Origin of the sequence: Stenotrophomonas nematodicola (assembly GCF_009467805.1) — a bacterium.
GTDB lineage: Bacteria > Pseudomonadota > Gammaproteobacteria > Xanthomonadales > Xanthomonadaceae > Stenotrophomonas > Stenotrophomonas nematodicola.
The window spans coordinates 230,903-248,078 of record NZ_WIAY01000001.1 but is presented as its reverse complement, the minus strand read 5'-3'; the positions used below and the strand labels follow the sequence as shown (position 1 = coordinate 248,078).

Annotated in this window: 15 protein-coding genes and 1 pseudogene; 7 read left to right on the top strand and 9 right to left on the bottom strand. The window is 60.5% G+C overall.

The features are described 5' to 3' along the window. Positions 1-8: 8 nt before the first annotated feature. The 8 genes and pseudogenes from GDJ08_RS01090 to GDJ08_RS01065 all read right to left on the bottom strand — a co-directional run bounded on the left by GDJ08_RS01090 (position 9) and on the right by GDJ08_RS01065 (position 6,983). A complete protein-coding gene (locus GDJ08_RS01090; RefSeq protein WP_062171269.1) occupies positions 9-1,262 on the bottom strand; it encodes an efflux RND transporter periplasmic adaptor subunit in 1,254 nt (417 codons plus the stop codon). After that, positions 1,259-2,512, bottom strand: coding sequence for a TolC family protein (locus GDJ08_RS01085; RefSeq protein WP_062167469.1), 1,254 nt, complete (start codon positions 2,510-2,512; stop codon positions 1,259-1,261). Before GDJ08_RS01085 ends, GDJ08_RS01090 begins: the two co-directional genes overlap by 4 nt. Positions 2,513-2,568: 56 nt before the next feature. Continuing rightward, positions 2,569-2,880: a hypothetical protein gene (locus GDJ08_RS01080; protein ID WP_126941536.1), complete on the bottom strand. Its 312-nt coding sequence runs from the start codon at positions 2,878-2,880 to the stop codon at positions 2,569-2,571. Between the two features lie 141 nt (positions 2,881-3,021). Beyond that, positions 3,022-3,393, bottom strand: coding sequence for a diacylglycerol kinase (locus tag GDJ08_RS01075; protein ID WP_027080084.1), 372 nt, complete (start codon positions 3,391-3,393; stop codon positions 3,022-3,024). A gap of 71 nt (positions 3,394-3,464) precedes the next feature. Beyond that, on the bottom strand, positions 3,465-5,180 hold the full coding sequence (locus GDJ08_RS01070) for a phosphoethanolamine transferase (protein ID WP_055765228.1): 1,716 nt from the start codon (positions 5,178-5,180) through the stop codon (positions 3,465-3,467). Positions 5,181-5,338: 158 nt separating this feature from the next. Next, positions 5,339-5,572: pseudogene (locus tag GDJ08_RS20415) on the bottom strand (dolichyl-phosphate-mannose--protein mannosyltransferase); the annotation flags it as partial. 164 nt (positions 5,573-5,736) lie between these two features. Continuing rightward, positions 5,737-6,057: a hypothetical protein gene (locus GDJ08_RS19970; RefSeq protein WP_062167471.1), complete on the bottom strand. Its 321-nt coding sequence runs from the start codon at positions 6,055-6,057 to the stop codon at positions 5,737-5,739. A gap of 308 nt (positions 6,058-6,365) precedes the next feature. After that, a complete protein-coding gene (locus GDJ08_RS01065; RefSeq protein ID WP_014159605.1) occupies positions 6,366-6,983 on the bottom strand; it encodes a cation efflux transmembrane domain-containing protein in 618 nt (205 codons plus the stop codon). Positions 6,984-7,088: 105 nt separating this feature from the next. Here GDJ08_RS01065 and GDJ08_RS01060 point away from each other — a divergent pair, with 105 nt between their 5' ends. The 5 genes from GDJ08_RS01060 (at position 7,089) to GDJ08_RS20355 (ending at position 12,959) form a co-directional block, all read left to right on the top strand. Beyond that, positions 7,089-7,502: a MerR family transcriptional regulator gene (locus GDJ08_RS01060; RefSeq protein ID WP_014159604.1), complete on the top strand. Its 414-nt coding sequence runs from the start codon at positions 7,089-7,091 to the stop codon at positions 7,500-7,502. Beyond that, positions 7,499-8,770, top strand: coding sequence for a site-specific integrase (locus GDJ08_RS01055; RefSeq protein WP_017355000.1), 1,272 nt, complete (start codon positions 7,499-7,501; stop codon positions 8,768-8,770). The genes GDJ08_RS01060 and GDJ08_RS01055 overlap by 4 nt, the downstream gene beginning before the upstream one ends. Positions 8,771-8,793: 23 nt before the next feature. Continuing rightward, complete coding sequence (locus GDJ08_RS01050) at positions 8,794-11,787, top strand: Tn3 family transposase (RefSeq protein ID WP_153164114.1); 2,994 nt, start codon at positions 8,794-8,796, stop codon at positions 11,785-11,787. A 376-nt stretch (positions 11,788-12,163) separates the two neighbouring features. Further along, positions 12,164-12,664 carry a hypothetical protein gene (locus GDJ08_RS01045; protein ID WP_165699749.1) on the top strand — a complete coding sequence of 167 codons (501 nt, stop codon included), beginning with the start codon at positions 12,164-12,166 and terminating at the stop codon, positions 12,662-12,664. Further along, on the top strand, positions 12,630-12,959 hold the full coding sequence (locus GDJ08_RS20355; protein ID WP_324616636.1) for an antitoxin PaaA2 family protein: 330 nt from the start codon (positions 12,630-12,632) through the stop codon (positions 12,957-12,959). Before GDJ08_RS01045 ends, GDJ08_RS20355 begins: the two co-directional genes overlap by 35 nt. Here GDJ08_RS20355 and GDJ08_RS01040 read toward each other — a convergent pair. After that, the gene (locus tag GDJ08_RS01040; RefSeq protein ID WP_153164112.1) at positions 12,855-13,775 is read right to left on the bottom strand and encodes a DNA-binding protein; all 921 of its coding nucleotides are present in this window, start codon (positions 13,773-13,775) and stop codon (positions 12,855-12,857) included. The two genes, GDJ08_RS20355 and GDJ08_RS01040, sit on opposite strands and share 105 nt — an antisense overlap. Before the next feature lie 103 nt (positions 13,776-13,878). Between GDJ08_RS01040 and GDJ08_RS01035 the strand changes: the two genes are divergently transcribed. Next, positions 13,879-14,958 (top strand): site-specific integrase, encoded by a 1,080-nt coding sequence (locus tag GDJ08_RS01035; protein ID WP_153164111.1) that lies wholly within the window; start codon positions 13,879-13,881, stop codon positions 14,956-14,958. A gap of 79 nt (positions 14,959-15,037) precedes the next feature. Next, entirely contained in the window at positions 15,038-17,176 is a 2,139-nt protein-coding gene (locus tag GDJ08_RS01030; protein ID WP_153164110.1) for an ATP-dependent nuclease, read from the top strand.

The following is a 17,176-nucleotide window of genomic DNA, read 5'->3' as shown; positions in this document are numbered from 1 at the left end:
GAGTTCCCTTAGTGGCCGTGCTCGGCTTCGCCCTTGGCCAGTTCGGCTTTGAGCAGGAAGGCATTGGCGCCTACGAGGCGCTCACTACCTGTCAGGCCGTTAAGGATTTCGATTCGATTACCTGCACGACGACCAGCGAGTACCGGCGTAGCCTGGAAACCACCCTGGACGGCAACGAAGACAACACTTCTGCCATCAACGCTTTGGACCGCATCCGCCGGCACACTCATACCTTCAGCGGCACTATCGGCGATGATGACGGCCGAAACGGGGGAGCCGGCCGGTGGCAACTTCTCCGAAATTGGTTTGGCGCGAATGGTCGCGGTGCCTCCCTGCTGCATCACATTCGCAGCGGCGGCAATCACCTCAGCTTCGAAGCTTCCGCCCGGGCCAGTCACTTCCAGCTTCATTCCGGGCACCGCGAGAGTGGCCAGTGCTGGCGGTGCAGTGAATACGAGTTCATTCATGTCCGGATTGGAAACCTCCGCAACAAGCGTTCCAGCTGAGACGACACCACCGGGCGTCACTTGGACGTTGCCAACCACGCCAGCGACAGGACTGGAGATTGTCACCCGGCCGGAACTGTCCGGAGATCCACTGGCCGCTACCTGTGCACGTGCAGCACTAGCGGCGGCATCAGCGGCCAAAGAGCGCGCGCGCGAGGCCTCCAGCTCCTGGCGAGCCACTACGCCCTGCTCGACAAGAGACTTGTCGCGGCCGTAGGCCAGGCGAATGGCTTCGGCCTCCGCCGCAGCGGCAGTGGCGGCGGCTTTGAAGGTCGCAGCTTCTCCACTGACAATGATCACCAGGGGCTGGTTGCTCTTGACGGCTGTACCCGGCGCAACAAGCACGCGCTCAACGCGGCCGGTGACCGTTGAGGCGATGGCAGCACGCCCCCCGATGGCCGGCTCGACGCGACCTGCAAGGCGGGTCGATGCGCCACCGCCGCGGCCGACAGCCACCACGCCGATGCCAGATGCCTTGATCTGGTCAGGCGTCAGCTTGACTACACCTTCCTCGGACTCCTCTTCGCCATGTTCGCCATCACCATCACCTTCACTGTGCGCCTCGGCGGAGCCCGGCTTTGCGTCAGCTGCGTGATCGTCGTGACCATCATCCTTTCCAGCCGGCTTTTCTGCCTCCGTACCGGTGGATTTGGCATCCTCCTGCGCCCCGCCACTGCATGAGGTCAGCGCGCCGGTCATCATCAAGGTAGCCAGCAGCGTCGCTCCGATGAGCGTCTTGTTTCCGTACTTGTTCATTTTGCCTCCACAAACGGTGCGCGCCCTTCAAGGCGGGCGAGGTCGATTTCTGCTGCCACCCGGCTAAGACGGGCATCCACAGCACTGCCACGCGCAGCGATCAGGGTTGATCGCGTGCTGCGCAGCTCCAATTGCGATATACGACCTGCCTCAAATCCGATGCGGGCCAGCCGATAGGCTTCATCTGCGGCCTGTACGCTTTCATCCGCTGCTCGTGCGCGGCTGTTGGATGCCTTGAGACTCGCTACCGCTCCCAAACGGGCCGCCTCACTGTCACGCCTCTGAGCCTCCAGAACCGCTTCGGCAGCACGTTGTTCCGCATAGGCCGCCTGGATCGCACCGCGGTTACGATCGAATAGGGGGATCGAAAGGCTGATGCCCACGTTGTAAGCTTGGTCGCCCGCTTGGCGGAAGCGCGTCTGAGCCACGGATGCACTCAGTTGTGGCAACGCACGCTTGCGCTCAACATCGATAAGGCGGCCGGAGGCGTCCGCTTCGGCTTGGGCGATACGAACGGCAAGCGGGGCGGCCTCATTGTCAATTGGGTGAGAGGGCACTCGGTCAAGCAGGCTTTCGCCGATGTCGGTCAGCGGGCTGTCCACTAAGGACACCCCGGCTAGGCGAGCAAGCGCCGCATCCCGGTAGGCCTCGGCCTCATCTAGGCTGGCCTTTGCATTGGCGACCTCGCTCCGTGCCTGCACACCGCGCAGGTTGGGCTCACGTCCCTCGCTGACCATCGCAGCTACCGCCTTGGCGTCCTGTTCAATCAAGGCCAATGCCTCGCTGGCCAACTCATATCGGCGCAGCGCAGCCTCTGCTTCGGCGTATGTCGCAGCCAGGCGACCCGCTGCGTCACTGCGCATCAGATCACCCCGCAAGCCTGCAGCCCCAGCCTCCGCACGCGCGGCGCGCACTCGGGCCCCTCGTTGACCCCAAATCTCCAGCGGCTGGGAGAGGGTGACAATGCTGTCAGCGTTTGAGAAACCTTTGTAGGGACCAGTGCCGTAGGCGTTCTCCGCTTCGATGGAGACCGTCGGATTGGGCAGTGCCCGAGCCTGTTGTACCCGCGCCTCGGCTGCCTCAGCCAGCGCGACGCCTTGGACCGTCGCAGGCATCTGGTTCAAGCGAGAAAGCAACGATTCGTAAGATGGTGCAGTTTGAGCAGCTACATGCCCGGTTGGCACCAACGCCAGCAGAACAGCGACAGCCAACCCGGTCGCTGAAAGCGACCGACCCGTCAAAATCGACATAAAAACTCCCGTAAATTATCTGAGCGAACTACCCGCAAATGCGGGGCAGAGCCAGATCAGATACGGGGGGGGCGCATGGGTCCGTCGAGTCGGAGGGCGTAGACGTCCCCGTGCTCGGTACTGTGCAGCGAAATCCGGCCATCGGCGAACAGATCGTCGTGACCGGCAGCTGGGAGGCTTGCCGTTGAATGGTGGCAATGCCCATGGCCACAGGCATCGGCACTGGACGAATCCTTGCTCTTGCTCGACTCGGAGTCTGAATCACTTTGCAAGGCGTGCACATCGCCCACGCTGACCGTCGCTTCTTGCGCGCACGCCAATGCCTCGGCCACAGGCACGACCACGAACGCCGCCAAAAGCAGCAGCATCAGGTATATACGAATAGCAGGCAGAGAGCGACGCATTGGGAAAGGTTAGCAACCTCTTTTGGACGGATACAATTACATAAAAACACTACGGTGGCTGTGCTTGAACGCACCCTAGCCCCGTTCAGGTCGGGACCCAGGGAATCAACCCACAAGGATAACGGCCCATGTGAGGGCGACATTGCAAAGAGCCACGAACACCGCAGCCGACCCCATGTCCTTCGCACGACCAGCCAGCTCATGGATTTCTGGGCCATACCGTTCGATCACTGCCTCGATAGCGGAGTTCAGCAGCTCGAATGCCAAAACGAACAGTACGCTCCCCATGAGAAGCACTCGCTCTACCCCTGAGTTGCCGAAAAAGATAGCTGTAGGTAATGCCACCGCGGCCATAACAACTTCCAACCGAAACGACGATTCATGCAGCCAAGCTGATCTCAGCCCCTGGAGAGACCAGCGAAGCGCCTCAAAGACGCGCGCAATGCTCCGCGGACGATGACCGTACATATCTGCCACTTCGATGTTTCCTTCTTTTGGGCCCAAGAGACGCTCACGGGTCTTCCAACAGCGATACTCGCCGTGGTCGGCTATAGGCTGTGACCGGCGTTGCTGGTACAGCCTGAGAACAGATTTAGGCTCTCGTCTAGCACCGTCGTCCTAACCTGCATCAGGCCAAGCACAGAATGGAAGAGGTTGTCGTGGCTGGACGGCTGCTTTGATCGGTCCCGGACACATTGAAGGTCCAGGTTGTTGCTGCTCTTCATACCATCAGACATCCACATCACCATCGGCACCTTGATCTGAGTATCAGGGGCGATAGCGTAGGGGAGCCCGTGAAGATAGACGTTCGCCTCCCCTAATGACTCGCCGTGGTCGGAGACATAGATCAGCCCGGTATCGTGACTCTTGTCCTGTTCAAGCATGCGAATTGTCTTTGCAAGGAAGTCATCTGTCGCAAGGACCGCGTTGTCATACGCATTGACGATTTCACCGCGTGTGCACTTGCCCAAGTCTGCGTTTCGGCAGTCGGGAGTAAATTTCGTCAGATCTTCCGGGTATCGCTTGAAGTAGCTGGGTCCGTGGTTCCCCAGCTGATGTAGAACGACAACGACATCACCAGGGTTGTCCTCGATCGAGTCATGCAGACCTTGCAGCATAATCTCGTCACGGCATGCTTGGTCGTCGCACAGAACATCCTTGACCGGCACGCGATAGGATTCAAATGCCAGATCAGAGCAGACGCCCTTGCATCCAGTCTGGTTGTCACGCCATAGGGTCCTGACCCCGGCACGCTCCAAAACATGCAGAAGCGACTCCGAACCTTTGATCTTGTCTCGATCGTAGTCTCGCCTCCCGTACGCAGAGAACATACAGGGCACCGACACTTCGGTGTTTGACCCGCAGGCGGTCACGTCTGAGAAATTGACGACGTCCAACGCTGCCAACTGTGGCGTTGTCTGTCTGCCGTATCCATTCAAACCCCAGTTCTGCGCACGAACCGTCTCACCTACAACGATGACCAAGAAGTGGGGCTTCGCGCCTGGCGGATGAGGCGTCATCATGGCATCGGGGCCAACCACTTGGATCGGACCGCGCTCCGCACGGGTGTCTTCTCGCACAACCTTCGCAATGGAAGCGATGTAGTTTCCAGGGTTTGCAAGGTATCTGACTTGCTTGTGATTGCGTATGAGTGATGAGAGGTCGTCGAATGACGCAATTGCCGCGCCAACGATTACAACAACCGCCATGCCAAGTAGAAGCACTCTTGCAAGTATCGCCCGCGTCACATTGGAAGAACGTTGGAGCCTTACCATGCATACCGCGATAGCTGGCACGACGCCTTTAATTAGTACCGCAAGAAAGAAGCCCCAGGTCAGCAACTCTCCGGCTTCAGCGCCGTCGGTCTTCAGCACATTTCGTACCATGCTGGCGTCGAAGTAGACGCTGTAATTGTCTGAATAGTAGGCAGCAGTAGCGGACACGACGAGAAGCAATGCAAGAACCGGCTTCACCGTCCATCGAACGCATAGCAATCCGAGAATGAGCACATTCAAGGCAGTGAGGATCGCTCCCGTAGAGATAACAAGTAGCGCACGAGCTGCTCCGTCCGCACCACTCTTCGCAATTACTTCTGCGAAGAACGCGCTGTTGAGAAAGAACGTGAAGTACATCGCCACGATGATAATCAACGTGTTGACGCCCAGCTGCGGGCCGCAGATGGGCTTGCCAAGACGGCCCAGTGGATCTGAGCCTAGGCCCCCGCGCGAACTGCCTCGGTTGAATTCTGTTTTCACGTAATGCATTGGTGATTCCTTTTTATTGACCACCGCGCGCGCCCCTAGCGCACACGGCCGCCATTGCGCGTTCCTAGATGGAAAGCCATCCACACATATGCAACGCCTGACACCAGCGAAGGGGCCAGGACCGCGGTCCGCAGGTTTTGGGTCAGTGACAGCAGTGCAGCCGAGATCCACATGAAGAGACGCTTGTCTGGGTGCAGCTCCGCTCCCCGACGCGGGAACAGCGAGCTTCCGGTTGCCACCATTTGGGTGGCAACCAAGGCAAATCTCGGTTCGTCGACAGGCCCAAAATCGCGCACACCAAGAGATGCGCCGATGGCAAGCACGGAGGTTGCCATCAGTAGTGCCGCTCGATCGCGTGCAGTTCGGAGATTGGTAGATGTTGAGAAGGGCATTCAGGTCGCCTTCTTCAAGGCGGCGCAGTACTGGCCGGCGACTGCACGTGCAGCCACGCGTCGGCCGAGCGCACGGAGCGCCCAGCAACAAGATGTGTTCATGGAAAGACCTACACAAAGGTGATCGCAGAAGGACTGACAGGCGCGTTGCGCCTGTTATGCGATCAAAGCCTGGGAGGTCTAATCAGCGTGTCCGGGATGTGGGACGTCATGGGCTGTTCGTAGAACGTGTGCCCGCCTTCATTTCTTGCGGCTTCGGCACTGGTGAAACCGTTGGACGCCACAAAAGTGCTGCTGTGGTGGCAGTGACCGTGACCACAAGCGGCATGCGCCTTATCGGGGTGGCCATCGCCTGGCCCTGCCACTTCCTGGTGTGACTGCTCCTCAGAGAAGCAGACCGAAGCATCAACGACAGGCACGATGATCATCACTGCGAGCAGCAGTGCCAGAGCGTAGCGCTTGGCATGGATGACAATGGAAGGCACGTGTGGCTAGGACTGATACATTTGAGGCCGGAAAGATACCTTGGGTCCCGCTCATCAGCAAGCTGACGCTTATTCATCAATCTCGCGGGCTCGAGTGGCCTCTGCGAGTCAGGTGGCCAGGCAAAAGCTGGCGCGGGAAATTGACGGAATCCGGCATCCGAAGAACAGAAAGTTAACGTTTTGCCTGAGCTTCCGCACGGTCACGCAGATTGAGCTGCGACGGATTAGGTCGGGGGCCAGCTGCGCCACGTGACAGTGCCGGGTTCAAGCGCAGCCGCCAGAGTCCGAGCTCAGTCGGCCAAGCCTGGTCATGCAGCCGTCTTGCGCGCGTCGGCACCTGCCCGGCGGGCATCACCTAAAATCTCGAAGGCTTCCTTGATCACATACAGGCCGATCAGGGCGCCGATCACGAAATCCGGGTACGGGCTGGCCAGCCACCACACCAACAGACCGGCCAGGATCACCCCAACATTGGCGACCACATCGGCCCGCGTGAACAGCCACGTCGCTCGCAGATGCACTTCGCCGGACTTTAGCGGTGCCAGCATGCGCAGCACCGCCATATTGACCGCCAGCGACAGCAGGGCGGTGCCAATCATCCAGCCGCTGACCGGCTCGGCGCCGTACATCACCCGGCGGCCCACCTCAACCAACACGCCCACACCCAGCACAAGCAGCACGCTGCCGCTGACCCAAGCGGCATTGGCCTTGAAGCGCGCCGTGCGCCCGATAGCGACCAGGCCAATGGCATAGGCGGTGGCATCGGACAGCATGTCCAGAGCGTCGGCCAGCAGGCCAGTGGAATGGGCAATCCAGCCGGCGATGCCGCCGATCACGGCCATCGCCGCGTTCAACGCTAGGGCGATCCAGAGGACGCGCCGCTCCTGCGCATTCTTGGCCTCGTGGTGGCAGCCGCAATCACTCATCGGAACATCTCCAGTCGCAGGGAAGCCGGGCCCGGGCGGGTCGCTGGCATGACACAGCAGGTGAGTGTAAAGTCCGTAGCTACTACGGAGTCAAGCGTACTACGAATGAAAATCAGTGAGGCTGCCGACGCCAGTGGATGCCACCTGGAGACGATCCGCTATTACGAGCGGATCGGCCTGTTGCCGCGCCCGGGGCGCTCGGGCAATGGCTACCGGGTCTATGGCCCGGCCGACATCGAGCGGCTGCGCTTCATTGCGCGCGGCCGGGACCTAGGCTTCAGCCTGGAGGAGGTCCGCAGCCTGCTGCAGCTGGCCGGCGATGAGGAGCTTTCGTGCGGGGACGTGGACCGGCTGGCACGCAGCCATCTGACCGACGTGCGGGCGCGCATGGCCGACCTGGAGCGCATGGCCACCGAGTTGGAACGGGTGATTGCCAGTTGCCACGGTGGGCAGCGGGCTGAATGCACCATCCTGTCGACCCTGCGGCAGCCGGTCGCTGTGGAGGCCACGCGCCAGTGACCGAACTGGACCGCTACCTCGATGCAGCCACGCGCCAGAACACGGTGCGCAGCTATGCGTCGGCGCTGCGGCACTTCGAGGTTGAATGGCAAGGCCACCTCCCAGCGACACCGGACAGCGTGGCGCGGTACCTGGCCGCGTATGCGCAGACCCTAGCCGCCAGCACGCTTCGCCACCGGCTGGCCGCCATTGCCTCTTGGCACCGCGACCACGGCTTTGTCGACCCGACCCGGTCGCCGCTGGTGCGCAAGGTGCTCAAAGGCATCCAGACCCTGCACCCGGGCCAGGTCAAGCAAGCCGCGCCGCTGCAGATTCGGCGGCTGGTCGAGCTCGATGACTGGTTGGCTGCCGCGATCGCGGCGGCGCATGCCCGGGGCGACGGAGCGGCGGCGCTGCGCCATCAACGCGACCGAGCGTTGGTGCTGCTCGGATTCTGGCGGGGCTTCCGTGGCGATGAACTGCTGCGTCTGGACGTGGCCCATCTCACGCTGGTGCCGGGACAGGGAATGACCTGTTTCCTGCCGCGCAGCAAGGGCGACCGCCAGGCCGCCGGCGTCACCTACAAGGTGCCGGCGTTGTCGCGGTTGTGCCCGGTGGAGGCGACCCAGGTGTGGCTGCAGGCGGCCGACCTGCACGAAGGGCCGGTGTTTCGGGCGGTTAACCAATGGGGCCAGGTGAGCGCCGAGGGCCTGCATCCCAACAGCTTGGTGCGCCTGCTACGCGAGTTGCTGACCAGTGCCGGCTTTGCCGATGCGGGGCTCCACAGCAGCCATTCGTTGCGCCGCGGCTTTGCCAGCTGGGCCAACGACCAAGGCTGGGACATGAAGGCGCTGATGGAGTACGTGGGCTGGCGCGATGTGCAGTCGGCCATGCGCTATCTGGACGGGCGTGACCCCTTTGCCCGTGACCGCATTGAAGCAAGCCTGCCCAGTCCAACCGCGCCGGTACCGGCGATGGCACTGCCGGCGCCCGAGGGCAAACCGGCCTTGCAGCTGCGCCTGCGCATGGTGCTGACCCCGTTTGCCCGCACGGGCCGCGGCGCGGCCAAGGCCCGAGGCCGGATCGAAGAGATCTGCTTGGCCCCGTTCCAGGCTGTGCGCCTGAACACTGCCAGCAGCGAGTACCAGTTGACTGTTCCCACCGATCCCGACCGGGATCTGGATGAAATCCTGGCCACGTTGCTCGATGACATGCACCGCATGGCCGATACGCACCAGTGTTTCCTGGAAGCGTCTCTCAATACAGACGACGGCCGGCACTGGGATTGATCCCCTCATAACCTCCGGATCCAATGGCTACCCTTCACGAGACCGCCTACCCGCGACTGAAGCCTGATCCCACCGCCAAGGAACTGGAGGAGATCTATACCCCCACCGCCGCTGAGATTGCATTCGCCAAGCGGCTGACTACCCAGCCAGGACCCCAACTGGCCATACTGATTCATCTGAAGCTGTTCCAGCGCTTGGGCTACTTCACCCTGTTGGCCGAGGTGCCTGAGCGAATCAGGAAGCACATCGCCAAGGCCGCCCGTCTTGGGCGGGTATTGGACTCCGACCAGCTCGACCGTTATGACGCCTCAGGTAGCAAGCGCCGGCACATGCCGCAGCTTCGGCAGTTCATTGGCGTGCGTGCCTTGGACAAAGCCGGGTCGTCTTGGCTAGACACCGTGGCCACCGCTGCAGCCCAGACCAAGCACACTATCCCGGACATCGTGAACGTCCTGCTTGAAGAGCTGGTGCACCATCGCTATGAACTTCCTGGCTTCCGCACCCTGGAGTTAGCCGCAATCGGGGCGCGGGAGCGGGTCAATCTGGGTTACTACCGCAACATCAGTCACGCGCTGACGCCGGACACGCGCACGCTTATTGACGAACTGCTGCGCGCACCGGAAGGGTCGAGGTTCACTGGCTGGAACTCGCTCAAACGCGAGCCTGGCCGGCCTACCAACAAGGAAGTTCGGTTTTATCTGCAGCACATCCGCATGCTGCAGCAGTTGGCTGAGCAGTTGCCTCCCATCGATGTGCCAGTGCCCAAGCTCAAGCAATTCCGTGCAATGGCTCGGGCGTATGACGCCAGCGAGTTGTCCGAGTTGGCTCCGGACAAACGCTATGCGCTGGCCACCATATTCATTCGCGCTCAGCATGCCAAGACACTGGATGATGCGGCCGAGTTGTTCATCAAGCAGGTGCGTGGATTGGAAAACACCGCGCAACAGAAATTGCTGGCGTATCAGCTCGAACATGCCAAGCGGGCCGACTTCCTCATCGGCCAGCTCAAGGAAGTCCTGCAGGCCTATCAGCTCGATGGCAGCGATAGTCAGCGAGTGGACGCGATCGACAACAGCCTGGAAGCTGAAGTGTCTACCTTGCTGGCCGAATGCGAAGAACATATGGCCTACGCGGGGAAAAACTACCTGCCGTTCATGCTGCAGCCCTACGGCGCGGTCAGGCCGCTGCTGTTCAACGGGCTGGAGCTGATGAACTTGCGGGCGACCAGCCACGATGCCGGCATGGAGCCGTTGATCGCAGCGGTACTGTCGTTGCGCAACCAACGCCGTGAGCTAATCGAGGTCGCTTCCCTCGGGTTGGACCCGGAAAAGGACTTCGATTGGATGTCCAAGCTCTGGCGTCAACACGTGTTCGGCAAGCGGGCCAGCGCGGCAGGCGCCGGCTGGATGCACCGCAAGTACTTCGAGCTGGCCGTGCTGGTGCAGGTCAAAGACGAACTGAAGTCGGGAGATCTCTTCGTTCCCAGCAGTGAGCGTTTTGACGACTACCGCGAGCAACTGGTCGATGAAGCCACCTTGGCCCAGGAGCTGGAGGCCTATGGCCAGGTGTCAGGCTTGCCCACCGACGCCGAGTCTTTCGTGGCCGGGTTGCGTGCACAATTGACCGCCTTGGCCGACGAAGTCGACGAGCGCTTTCCAGAGAATGTGCATGCGGACATTCTGGATGGTCGTCTGGTGTTACGGAAGGGGCAGCGTGCAGAAGTCTCCAGTGCAATTGCTACCGTGGACGGCCTCATCACTGAACGGCTGCCCGAGTCCAGCATCGTCGATGTCCTGATCGATGCCAGCCAATGGCTGGACCTGCATCGCTTCTTCCACCCGATCGCCGGCACCGAGAGCCAGGTCGAAGATCTGCCCCGGCGCGTAATCACCACGCTATTTTGCTATGGCTGCAACTTGGGACCGACGCAAACGGCGCGGTCGATCAAGGGCTTCAGCCGGCGCCAAGTCGCTTGGCTCAACCTCAAATACGTGACCGAGGATGTGCTTGAGAAGGCCATCGTAGAGGTCATCAATACCTACAACAAATTCGACCTACCGGGCTATTGGGGCAGCGGGAAGAGCACGTCAGCAGATGGCACTAAGTGGAGCGTCTACGAGGACAACCTGCTGTCTGAGTACCACATCCGCTACGGCGGCTATGGCGGCATCGGCTACTACCACGTGTCCGACAAATACGTGGCCCTGTTCAGCCACTTCATTCCCTGTGGCGTGCACGAGGGCATCTACATCCTCGACGGCCTGTTGGCCAACACTTCCGACATCCAGCCCGAGATCGTCCACGGGGACACGCAGGCCCAAAGCTATCCGGTCTTCGGCTTGGCCCACATGCTGGGTATCCAGCTGATGCCTAGGATCCGAAACATCAAGGATCTGACGTTCTTCCGACCCGAACCGGGCAGGGCCTATAAGAACATCCAGGCGCTATTCGGGGACAGCATCGACTGGCAGCTGATCGCCACCCATCTTCACGACATGCTGCGTGTGGTGATCTCGATCCGACTGGGCAAGATCACCGCGTCCTCGATACTGCGCCGGCTGGGCACCTACAGCCGGAAGAACAAGCTGTACTTCGCTTTTCGGGAGCTGGGCAAGGCTGTTAGAACGCTGTTCTTGCTGCGCTACATTGATGACAACGAGATTCGCAAAACGATTCATGCCGCGACCAACAAGAGCGAGGAGTACAACGGCTTCGTGAAATGGGTCTTCTTTGGCAGCCAAGGGATCATTGCTGAGAACGTCCAACACGAGCAGCGCAAGATCATCAAGTACAGCCAGCTGGTGGCCAACATGATCATCCTCCACAACGTGGAGGGTATGAGCCGGACGTTGGCTGAGATGCGGAAGGAGGGGGTCGAACTGACGCCCGAGATCCTGGCCGGTCTGTCGCCTTATCGGACCAGTCACATCAATCGCTTTGGCGATTACCACCTGGATCTTGAAAGGGCAGTGGCGCCCTTGAGCTACACGGCCAAGGTCCTCGAACAGGCCCCATAGATGGGGAGATCACCCCCGCGACGAGAAAACAGCCTTATACGTCAGCCGCTTAGGTCAGTTCTGGCCCTGTACGTAATGATTCCCTGCCGACCCTCATCTTCAACAGAAGCTCGATAAGAATGACGGGATTTTTGTATCCCAGCTTGTCCGTGGCGAGTACCAAGGCTACCTCAGCAAGGCGACATGGGAATGGATCAGTCAGCGCCTTGACTGACACCGCCGAAGTCCAAGGGGTTCTGACGTGGTTGGGGCTCGGGGACCGCGACACCGGAGCCAGCAAGTGAATTGTTCGCTTGGACTCTTCAAAATTGGAGGGTCCAAGCCGCTGAGCTAGCTCAGAAATGAAGCCGACGGTCATAGCCGTCTCCCAAATTAGATGCTCTCGAAAGCGCGTGGCTGCAACGCCTTGGCAACATCATTGGAGATGCAACAGATTCGCGACGCACCATTGGTGATGCACCAAGATCACAGCGAGTCATTGGGACTGCACGTAGCTCAGCGCATCAATTGCTACAAGTTGCCGCGCAAGCTGCCCCAAATTCGCAGCGCTCAACAAGTCAGCTGGGTTGGCGTCCAGGCGTTGGTGGAGAGCTGCCTGGCTCCATCTGTGAGTTTACATAATATACATTATGCGAAAAGGCGTTTCGTTCGATACGACGCTTCGTTGGCTCTGGCTGGCGCTGTGTCAGTTTTCCTGATTCTTGTCCTTTTGCTTAGGATCGTGCCCCTTCTTGATTTCATTGGGAATTTTGAGGCATTCAGGGACACCATCCTAAATAAGGAAGTGTCGGCTGTAGCTGCCTTCGACCCTGTTCGTAAGACGGTTGGCGTACGGTTCCTCCATGGTCAGGTTCAATTTCAGCAGTTCCAAATCTGAGTCAGCTGTGGCCGAGAGCTACAACCAGTGGTTCCGAGCAAAAAATGAGCGCGCCATTGCCGATGCGCGACCGGCGATTCATCACGATCAGGTTGTGGCGCGCGTGCAGGCGACAGTCGATGCAGCCAGCATGCGTCGGAAAGCCGCAGAAGATCGATTCATCTGTTCGGGGACCCTTCGGCGGTTACGCTCATGTCGACTTCGGGCTCTGGCGCCGTGGGCGCAACCTTGGGATCGCTTGCTTCGGTGTGTTCCGCTTGAAGGCTGCCTCCAGTTGCGCCGGAAGTTCTCGTAGACTGCTGAGTTGCTTCTCAAGTGCCTCGCACCTGCCCCGGAGAACATCGGCAGCTTGACCGGCCGAGATGGCTGCAGATTGGGCTGCATGCAGCTCCTGGCGTAGCTGATCCTCGATTGCCCTCTGGGCTTTGGCCTGATTGTTGAGTTGAGCCTGGAGATCTTTCGCCTCCTGCCGAGATCGATCCACGTCGCCGAGCGTTCGATTCTCGACAGATCTGACGTACTCGGTCCAGTCCTCTCGCTCAGATTTTGCCGTTTCCAGCGTTTCATGAAGCCTGGCATCAAGATTTTGTCTTGCTGCCTCAGCTCGATCGGCTCTCCGAAGCCCAAGATCCCGCTGCTCCGTTAGCTCTGAGATCTGCAGGTGTAGCTGATCGACCAACCGCTCCAGTTCGGCCGCTTGCGTACTAGCTATGCGTTCGCCGGCGATAGCCGAGGCGCGCTCTGAGCGCATTTGACTCAGTTCGTCAGCCACGAGCCGTGACCTGGCATCCAGCGCTTCACGCTGGGTAGCCAGTGACCGCTCAGTCTCTGCGAACTCTCGAAGGGCCGCCTCCCTAGCGTGCGTCAGCGCCAGCTCCCACCATTGCCCGGCTAGTTCCGCCAACACCGCCGGGGCGTCTTCAAAGTCCGGACGTCGTGGCTGCAGGCGCGTGCCGAGTCGAATCCACCAAGTCTCCAGCCAGCGAGTGACCGTGTTCGGAGAGCCGGTCCCCAGGTGAGCACGGATTCGCTCAACGGTTGGGCGCTCGCCCTTGGCCACCAGTTCGTCGGCGGCGGTGTGGACGTCAGATTCGGTGATGCCGCGGGCCATGCGAAGTCTCCTGTACTGGCGCCCTCCTCTGCTGGTAACGTACTGGCGATAAGTGATGATTATCGCTAGTAGATGCTCTGTTTCATAACGTACATTACATAGTATGAAGAGAATTAGCACATTTCCTAGCGTGGCAGCGACGGCCGCGAACCTGGTGCTCCCCGAGCAACTGGCCCAACAGGCCGCCGACGCAGTGCGTGAACTGCTCGCCGAAGCGGCTGCGGCCAATACCACCCGCAGTTATGCTACGGCCCTACGCTACTGGGCCGGTTGGCACCAGGCCCGCTATGGGATCGAGCTGGCCTTGCCGGCGAGCGAGGCCGTGGTGATCCAGTTCCTCGTCGACCACATCCAGCGCAAGAGCAAGACGGGCCTGGTCAGCGAGCTGCCTCCGGCGATCGACGAGACCTTGGTGGCCGCCGGCCTGAAGGCCAAGGTCGGTCCGCTGAAGCTCTCAACCGTCGTCCAGCGCGTCGCCGTGCTGTCCACCGCGCACAAGCTCAAGCGCTTAGCCAACCCGTGCGAACTGCCCAGTGTCCGCACCCTGCTCAGCCGCGCCCGGCGCGCGGCGGTGAAGCGCGGCGAGCGCCCCACGAAGAAGACCGCCATTACCCGGGCCGAACTGGAAGCCATGCTGGCCACCTGCGATGACAGCCTGGAAGGCCTGCGCGACCGTGCCATGCTCTGCTTCGGCTTTTCCAGCGGCGGGCGCCGGCGTAGCGAAATCGCCGCCGCGGACCTGCGCGACCTGCGCAAGGTCGGTGACGACGTCTACATCTACCGGCTGGAGTATTCGAAGACCCAGCAGGCAGGGGTCAAAGCGGATTCGACGCCGGACAAGCCGATCCTGGGGCGCAGTGCCGAGGCCTTGGCAGCTTGGCTGGACGCCGCACGGATCGTCGAGGGGGCGATCTTCCGGCGAATCTGGAAGGGACGGGTCGGCCCTCCCCTTCTCCCGGGTTCCATCTCTACCATAATCAAGAGGCGGGCTCGTTTGGCGGGCTTGGAGGGGGACTTTGGGGCGCACAGCCTGCGATCGGGGTTCGTGACCGAGGCGGGCAAGCAAGGGGTTCCACTCCCAGCGGTTATGGCTATGACCGAGCACCGATCGGTGGCGAGCGTAATTGGGTACTTTCAGGCGGGTGCCGCTGAGGACAATCCAGCGGCACGCTTACTCAAGTAGTGCATCCCGCCTATTACTGCGTCGGCTAAGGCCCATTTTGACGGATATAGGCTAGGTAAACAGGAAACAGGACACAGTCATGCATATCTCCAAGATCAGCCTCGTCAACTACCGCAATTTCGCCAACGCGAAGCTGATTTTCAACAAGGGTATCAACACCATCATCGGCGAGAACGGATCCGGAAAAACCAACCTATTCCGGGCGATCCGGCTCCTGCTGGACGACAATCTGCTGCGCTCAGCGCACCGCCTCGACGAGAACGATTTCCACCGAGGCCTCGAGCGCTGGCAAGGCCACTGGATCATCATCAGCATCGAGTTTCAGGATATCTCGCAAGACGAGGCCATCCAGTCGCTCTTCCTACATGGCACCGGCAACGTCGGTGCCGGTACCGTCTCCAGGGCCACGTACAACCTGATCTTCCGGCCGACGGCCGATATCCGCCGTCGCCTGTCGGAATTGACCGCCGGAGACCACGACGGGATGGCGGCCATACTTTCCGGGGTCTCGATTGAGGACTACGAGACCCTCTTCACCGGCAAAAGCGAGGCGGACTTCAACGATCCCGCCGTCTACGCCGAGATCGTTGGCGACTTCAAGAACTCCTCGTTTGGGAAGGAACTGGACCACCCCGCAATCGGTGTGCGCGTCCCCGTCATGCTCTCTGTCTCGAAAGAAATCTCTTTCACCTTCGTGCAGGCGCTCAGAGACGTCATTGCCGAGTTCCAGAACAATCGAACCAACCCGCTGCTCAACCTGCTAAAGCGCAAGAGTGGCGAGATCGATCCCGTCACGCTCCTGCCCATCACTGAAAAGGTCAAGGATCTTAACGATGCCATCGAAGGGCTCGACGACGTCCAGACCGTGCGCTCGGACATCGTCGACACCATCAAGGAGGCCGCGGGCGAAGCCTATTCGCCTTCTTCGATGTCGATCCGGTCAGACCTCTCCGATGAGGCCGACAAGCTCTTCCAGTCGCTCAAGTTATTCGTGGGCGAAGCGGGGAACGGCTACGAGGGTGCGGTCCACGAGCTCAGTCTCGGCGGCGCCAACCTGATCTACCTGACCCTGAAGCTGCTCGAGTTCAAGTATCAGAAAGCCAACCAATCATTCGCCAACTTCCTGCTCATCGAGGAGCCGGAAGCACACATTCACACCCATATCCAGAAAACGCTGTTCGATCGCCTGAACTTCGCCGATACCCAGATCATCTATTCGACACACTCCACCCAAATCTCCGAGGCCAGCACCGTCGAGAACATGAATATCCTCGGCAAGGTCGGCGACGGTTGTGAGACCTACCAGCCGACTGCCGGCCTCGATCCCGTCGACATCGGCAACATCCAGCGGTACCTGGACGCGGTTCGCAGCAACCTGCTGTTCGCCAAAAGCGTCATGCTGGTGGAGGGCGACGCCGAGGAGATCCTGATCCCCACGCTGGTCAAGAAGGTGCTTGGAATCACGCTCGACGAGCTGGGCATCAGCCTGATCAACATCCGCAGCACGGGCTTCCAGAACGTCGCTGTGCTGTTCCATGGCGACCGGATCAAGAAGCGCTGCGCAATCGTCACCGACCTGGACGCGACCTTCTTCGATACCACGCCTACCGCGACAGACGATGCCGCGCTGTCCAAGTTCAAGGCCAAGTGCGCCAGCGCGCAGACCAAGGGAGTCGCACGGAAGACAGCTTTGGACGCGTTCTCGCACGAAAATCCATGGGTTGAGTGCTTCTATGCCCCTCACACCTTCGAGGTCGATTTCGTCGACGCCGGCAACGCTGACCAGGTCGTTTCGGCGATCGCCAGCGTTTACAAGGACCCGGCAACGATCGCAACAGCCAAGGCCGAGCTGGAATCCAAGGACATCGCCGTTTTCGGTAGGCGTGCGTTGCTGATGGCGAACTACGAAGGGAAAGGCTGGTTCGCCATCGCGCTTGGCAACCGGATCGACCATCAGGTCAACATCCCCGACTACATCGTGGAGGCGATTCACTTCCTGCGCCCCGTGCTTTCGACGGACGTCTGGTTCCACATCCTGAGCTTCCGCGTGGCGTGCATCGAGAAATCGGGCCTGTCGACGCCGGAGGTCATCCAAAGCACCCGCGAGGCCCTGAAGTTGTTCCGGGCAGGCGACATGGACCTGCCCGGGATCAAGGCGTTGATGCTGGTGACCTTCACCGCCGATCCGATCAACCGAATCCTTGACAAGGCCGGCTGA

Coding starts and splice junctions, on each gene's coding strand:
- GDJ08_RS01090 (WP_062171269.1), bottom strand. CDS start 1,262: ATGAACAAGTACGGAAACAAGACGCTCATCGGAGCGACGCTGCTGGCT.
- GDJ08_RS01085 (WP_062167469.1), bottom strand. CDS start 2,512: ATGTCGATTTTGACGGGTCGGTCGCTTTCAGCGACCGGGTTGGCTGTC.
- GDJ08_RS01080 (WP_126941536.1), bottom strand. CDS start 2,880: ATGCTGCTGCTTTTGGCGGCGTTCGTGGTCGTGCCTGTGGCCGAGGCA.
- GDJ08_RS01070 (WP_055765228.1), bottom strand. CDS start 5,180: ATGCATTACGTGAAAACAGAATTCAACCGAGGCAGTTCGCGCGGGGGC.
- GDJ08_RS01065 (WP_014159605.1), bottom strand. CDS start 6,983: ATGAGTGATTGCGGCTGCCACCACGAGGCCAAGAATGCGCAGGAGCGG.
- GDJ08_RS01060 (WP_014159604.1), top strand. CDS start 7,089: ATGAAAATCAGTGAGGCTGCCGACGCCAGTGGATGCCACCTGGAGACG.
- GDJ08_RS01050 (WP_153164114.1), top strand. CDS start 8,794: ATGGCTACCCTTCACGAGACCGCCTACCCGCGACTGAAGCCTGATCCC.
- GDJ08_RS01045 (WP_165699749.1), top strand. CDS start 12,164: ATGCTCTCGAAAGCGCGTGGCTGCAACGCCTTGGCAACATCATTGGAG.
- GDJ08_RS20355 (WP_324616636.1), top strand. CDS start 12,630: ATGGTCAGGTTCAATTTCAGCAGTTCCAAATCTGAGTCAGCTGTGGCC.
- GDJ08_RS01040 (WP_153164112.1), bottom strand. CDS start 13,775: ATGGCCCGCGGCATCACCGAATCTGACGTCCACACCGCCGCCGACGAA.
- GDJ08_RS01035 (WP_153164111.1), top strand. CDS start 13,879: ATGAAGAGAATTAGCACATTTCCTAGCGTGGCAGCGACGGCCGCGAAC.
- GDJ08_RS01030 (WP_153164110.1), top strand. CDS start 15,038: ATGCATATCTCCAAGATCAGCCTCGTCAACTACCGCAATTTCGCCAAC.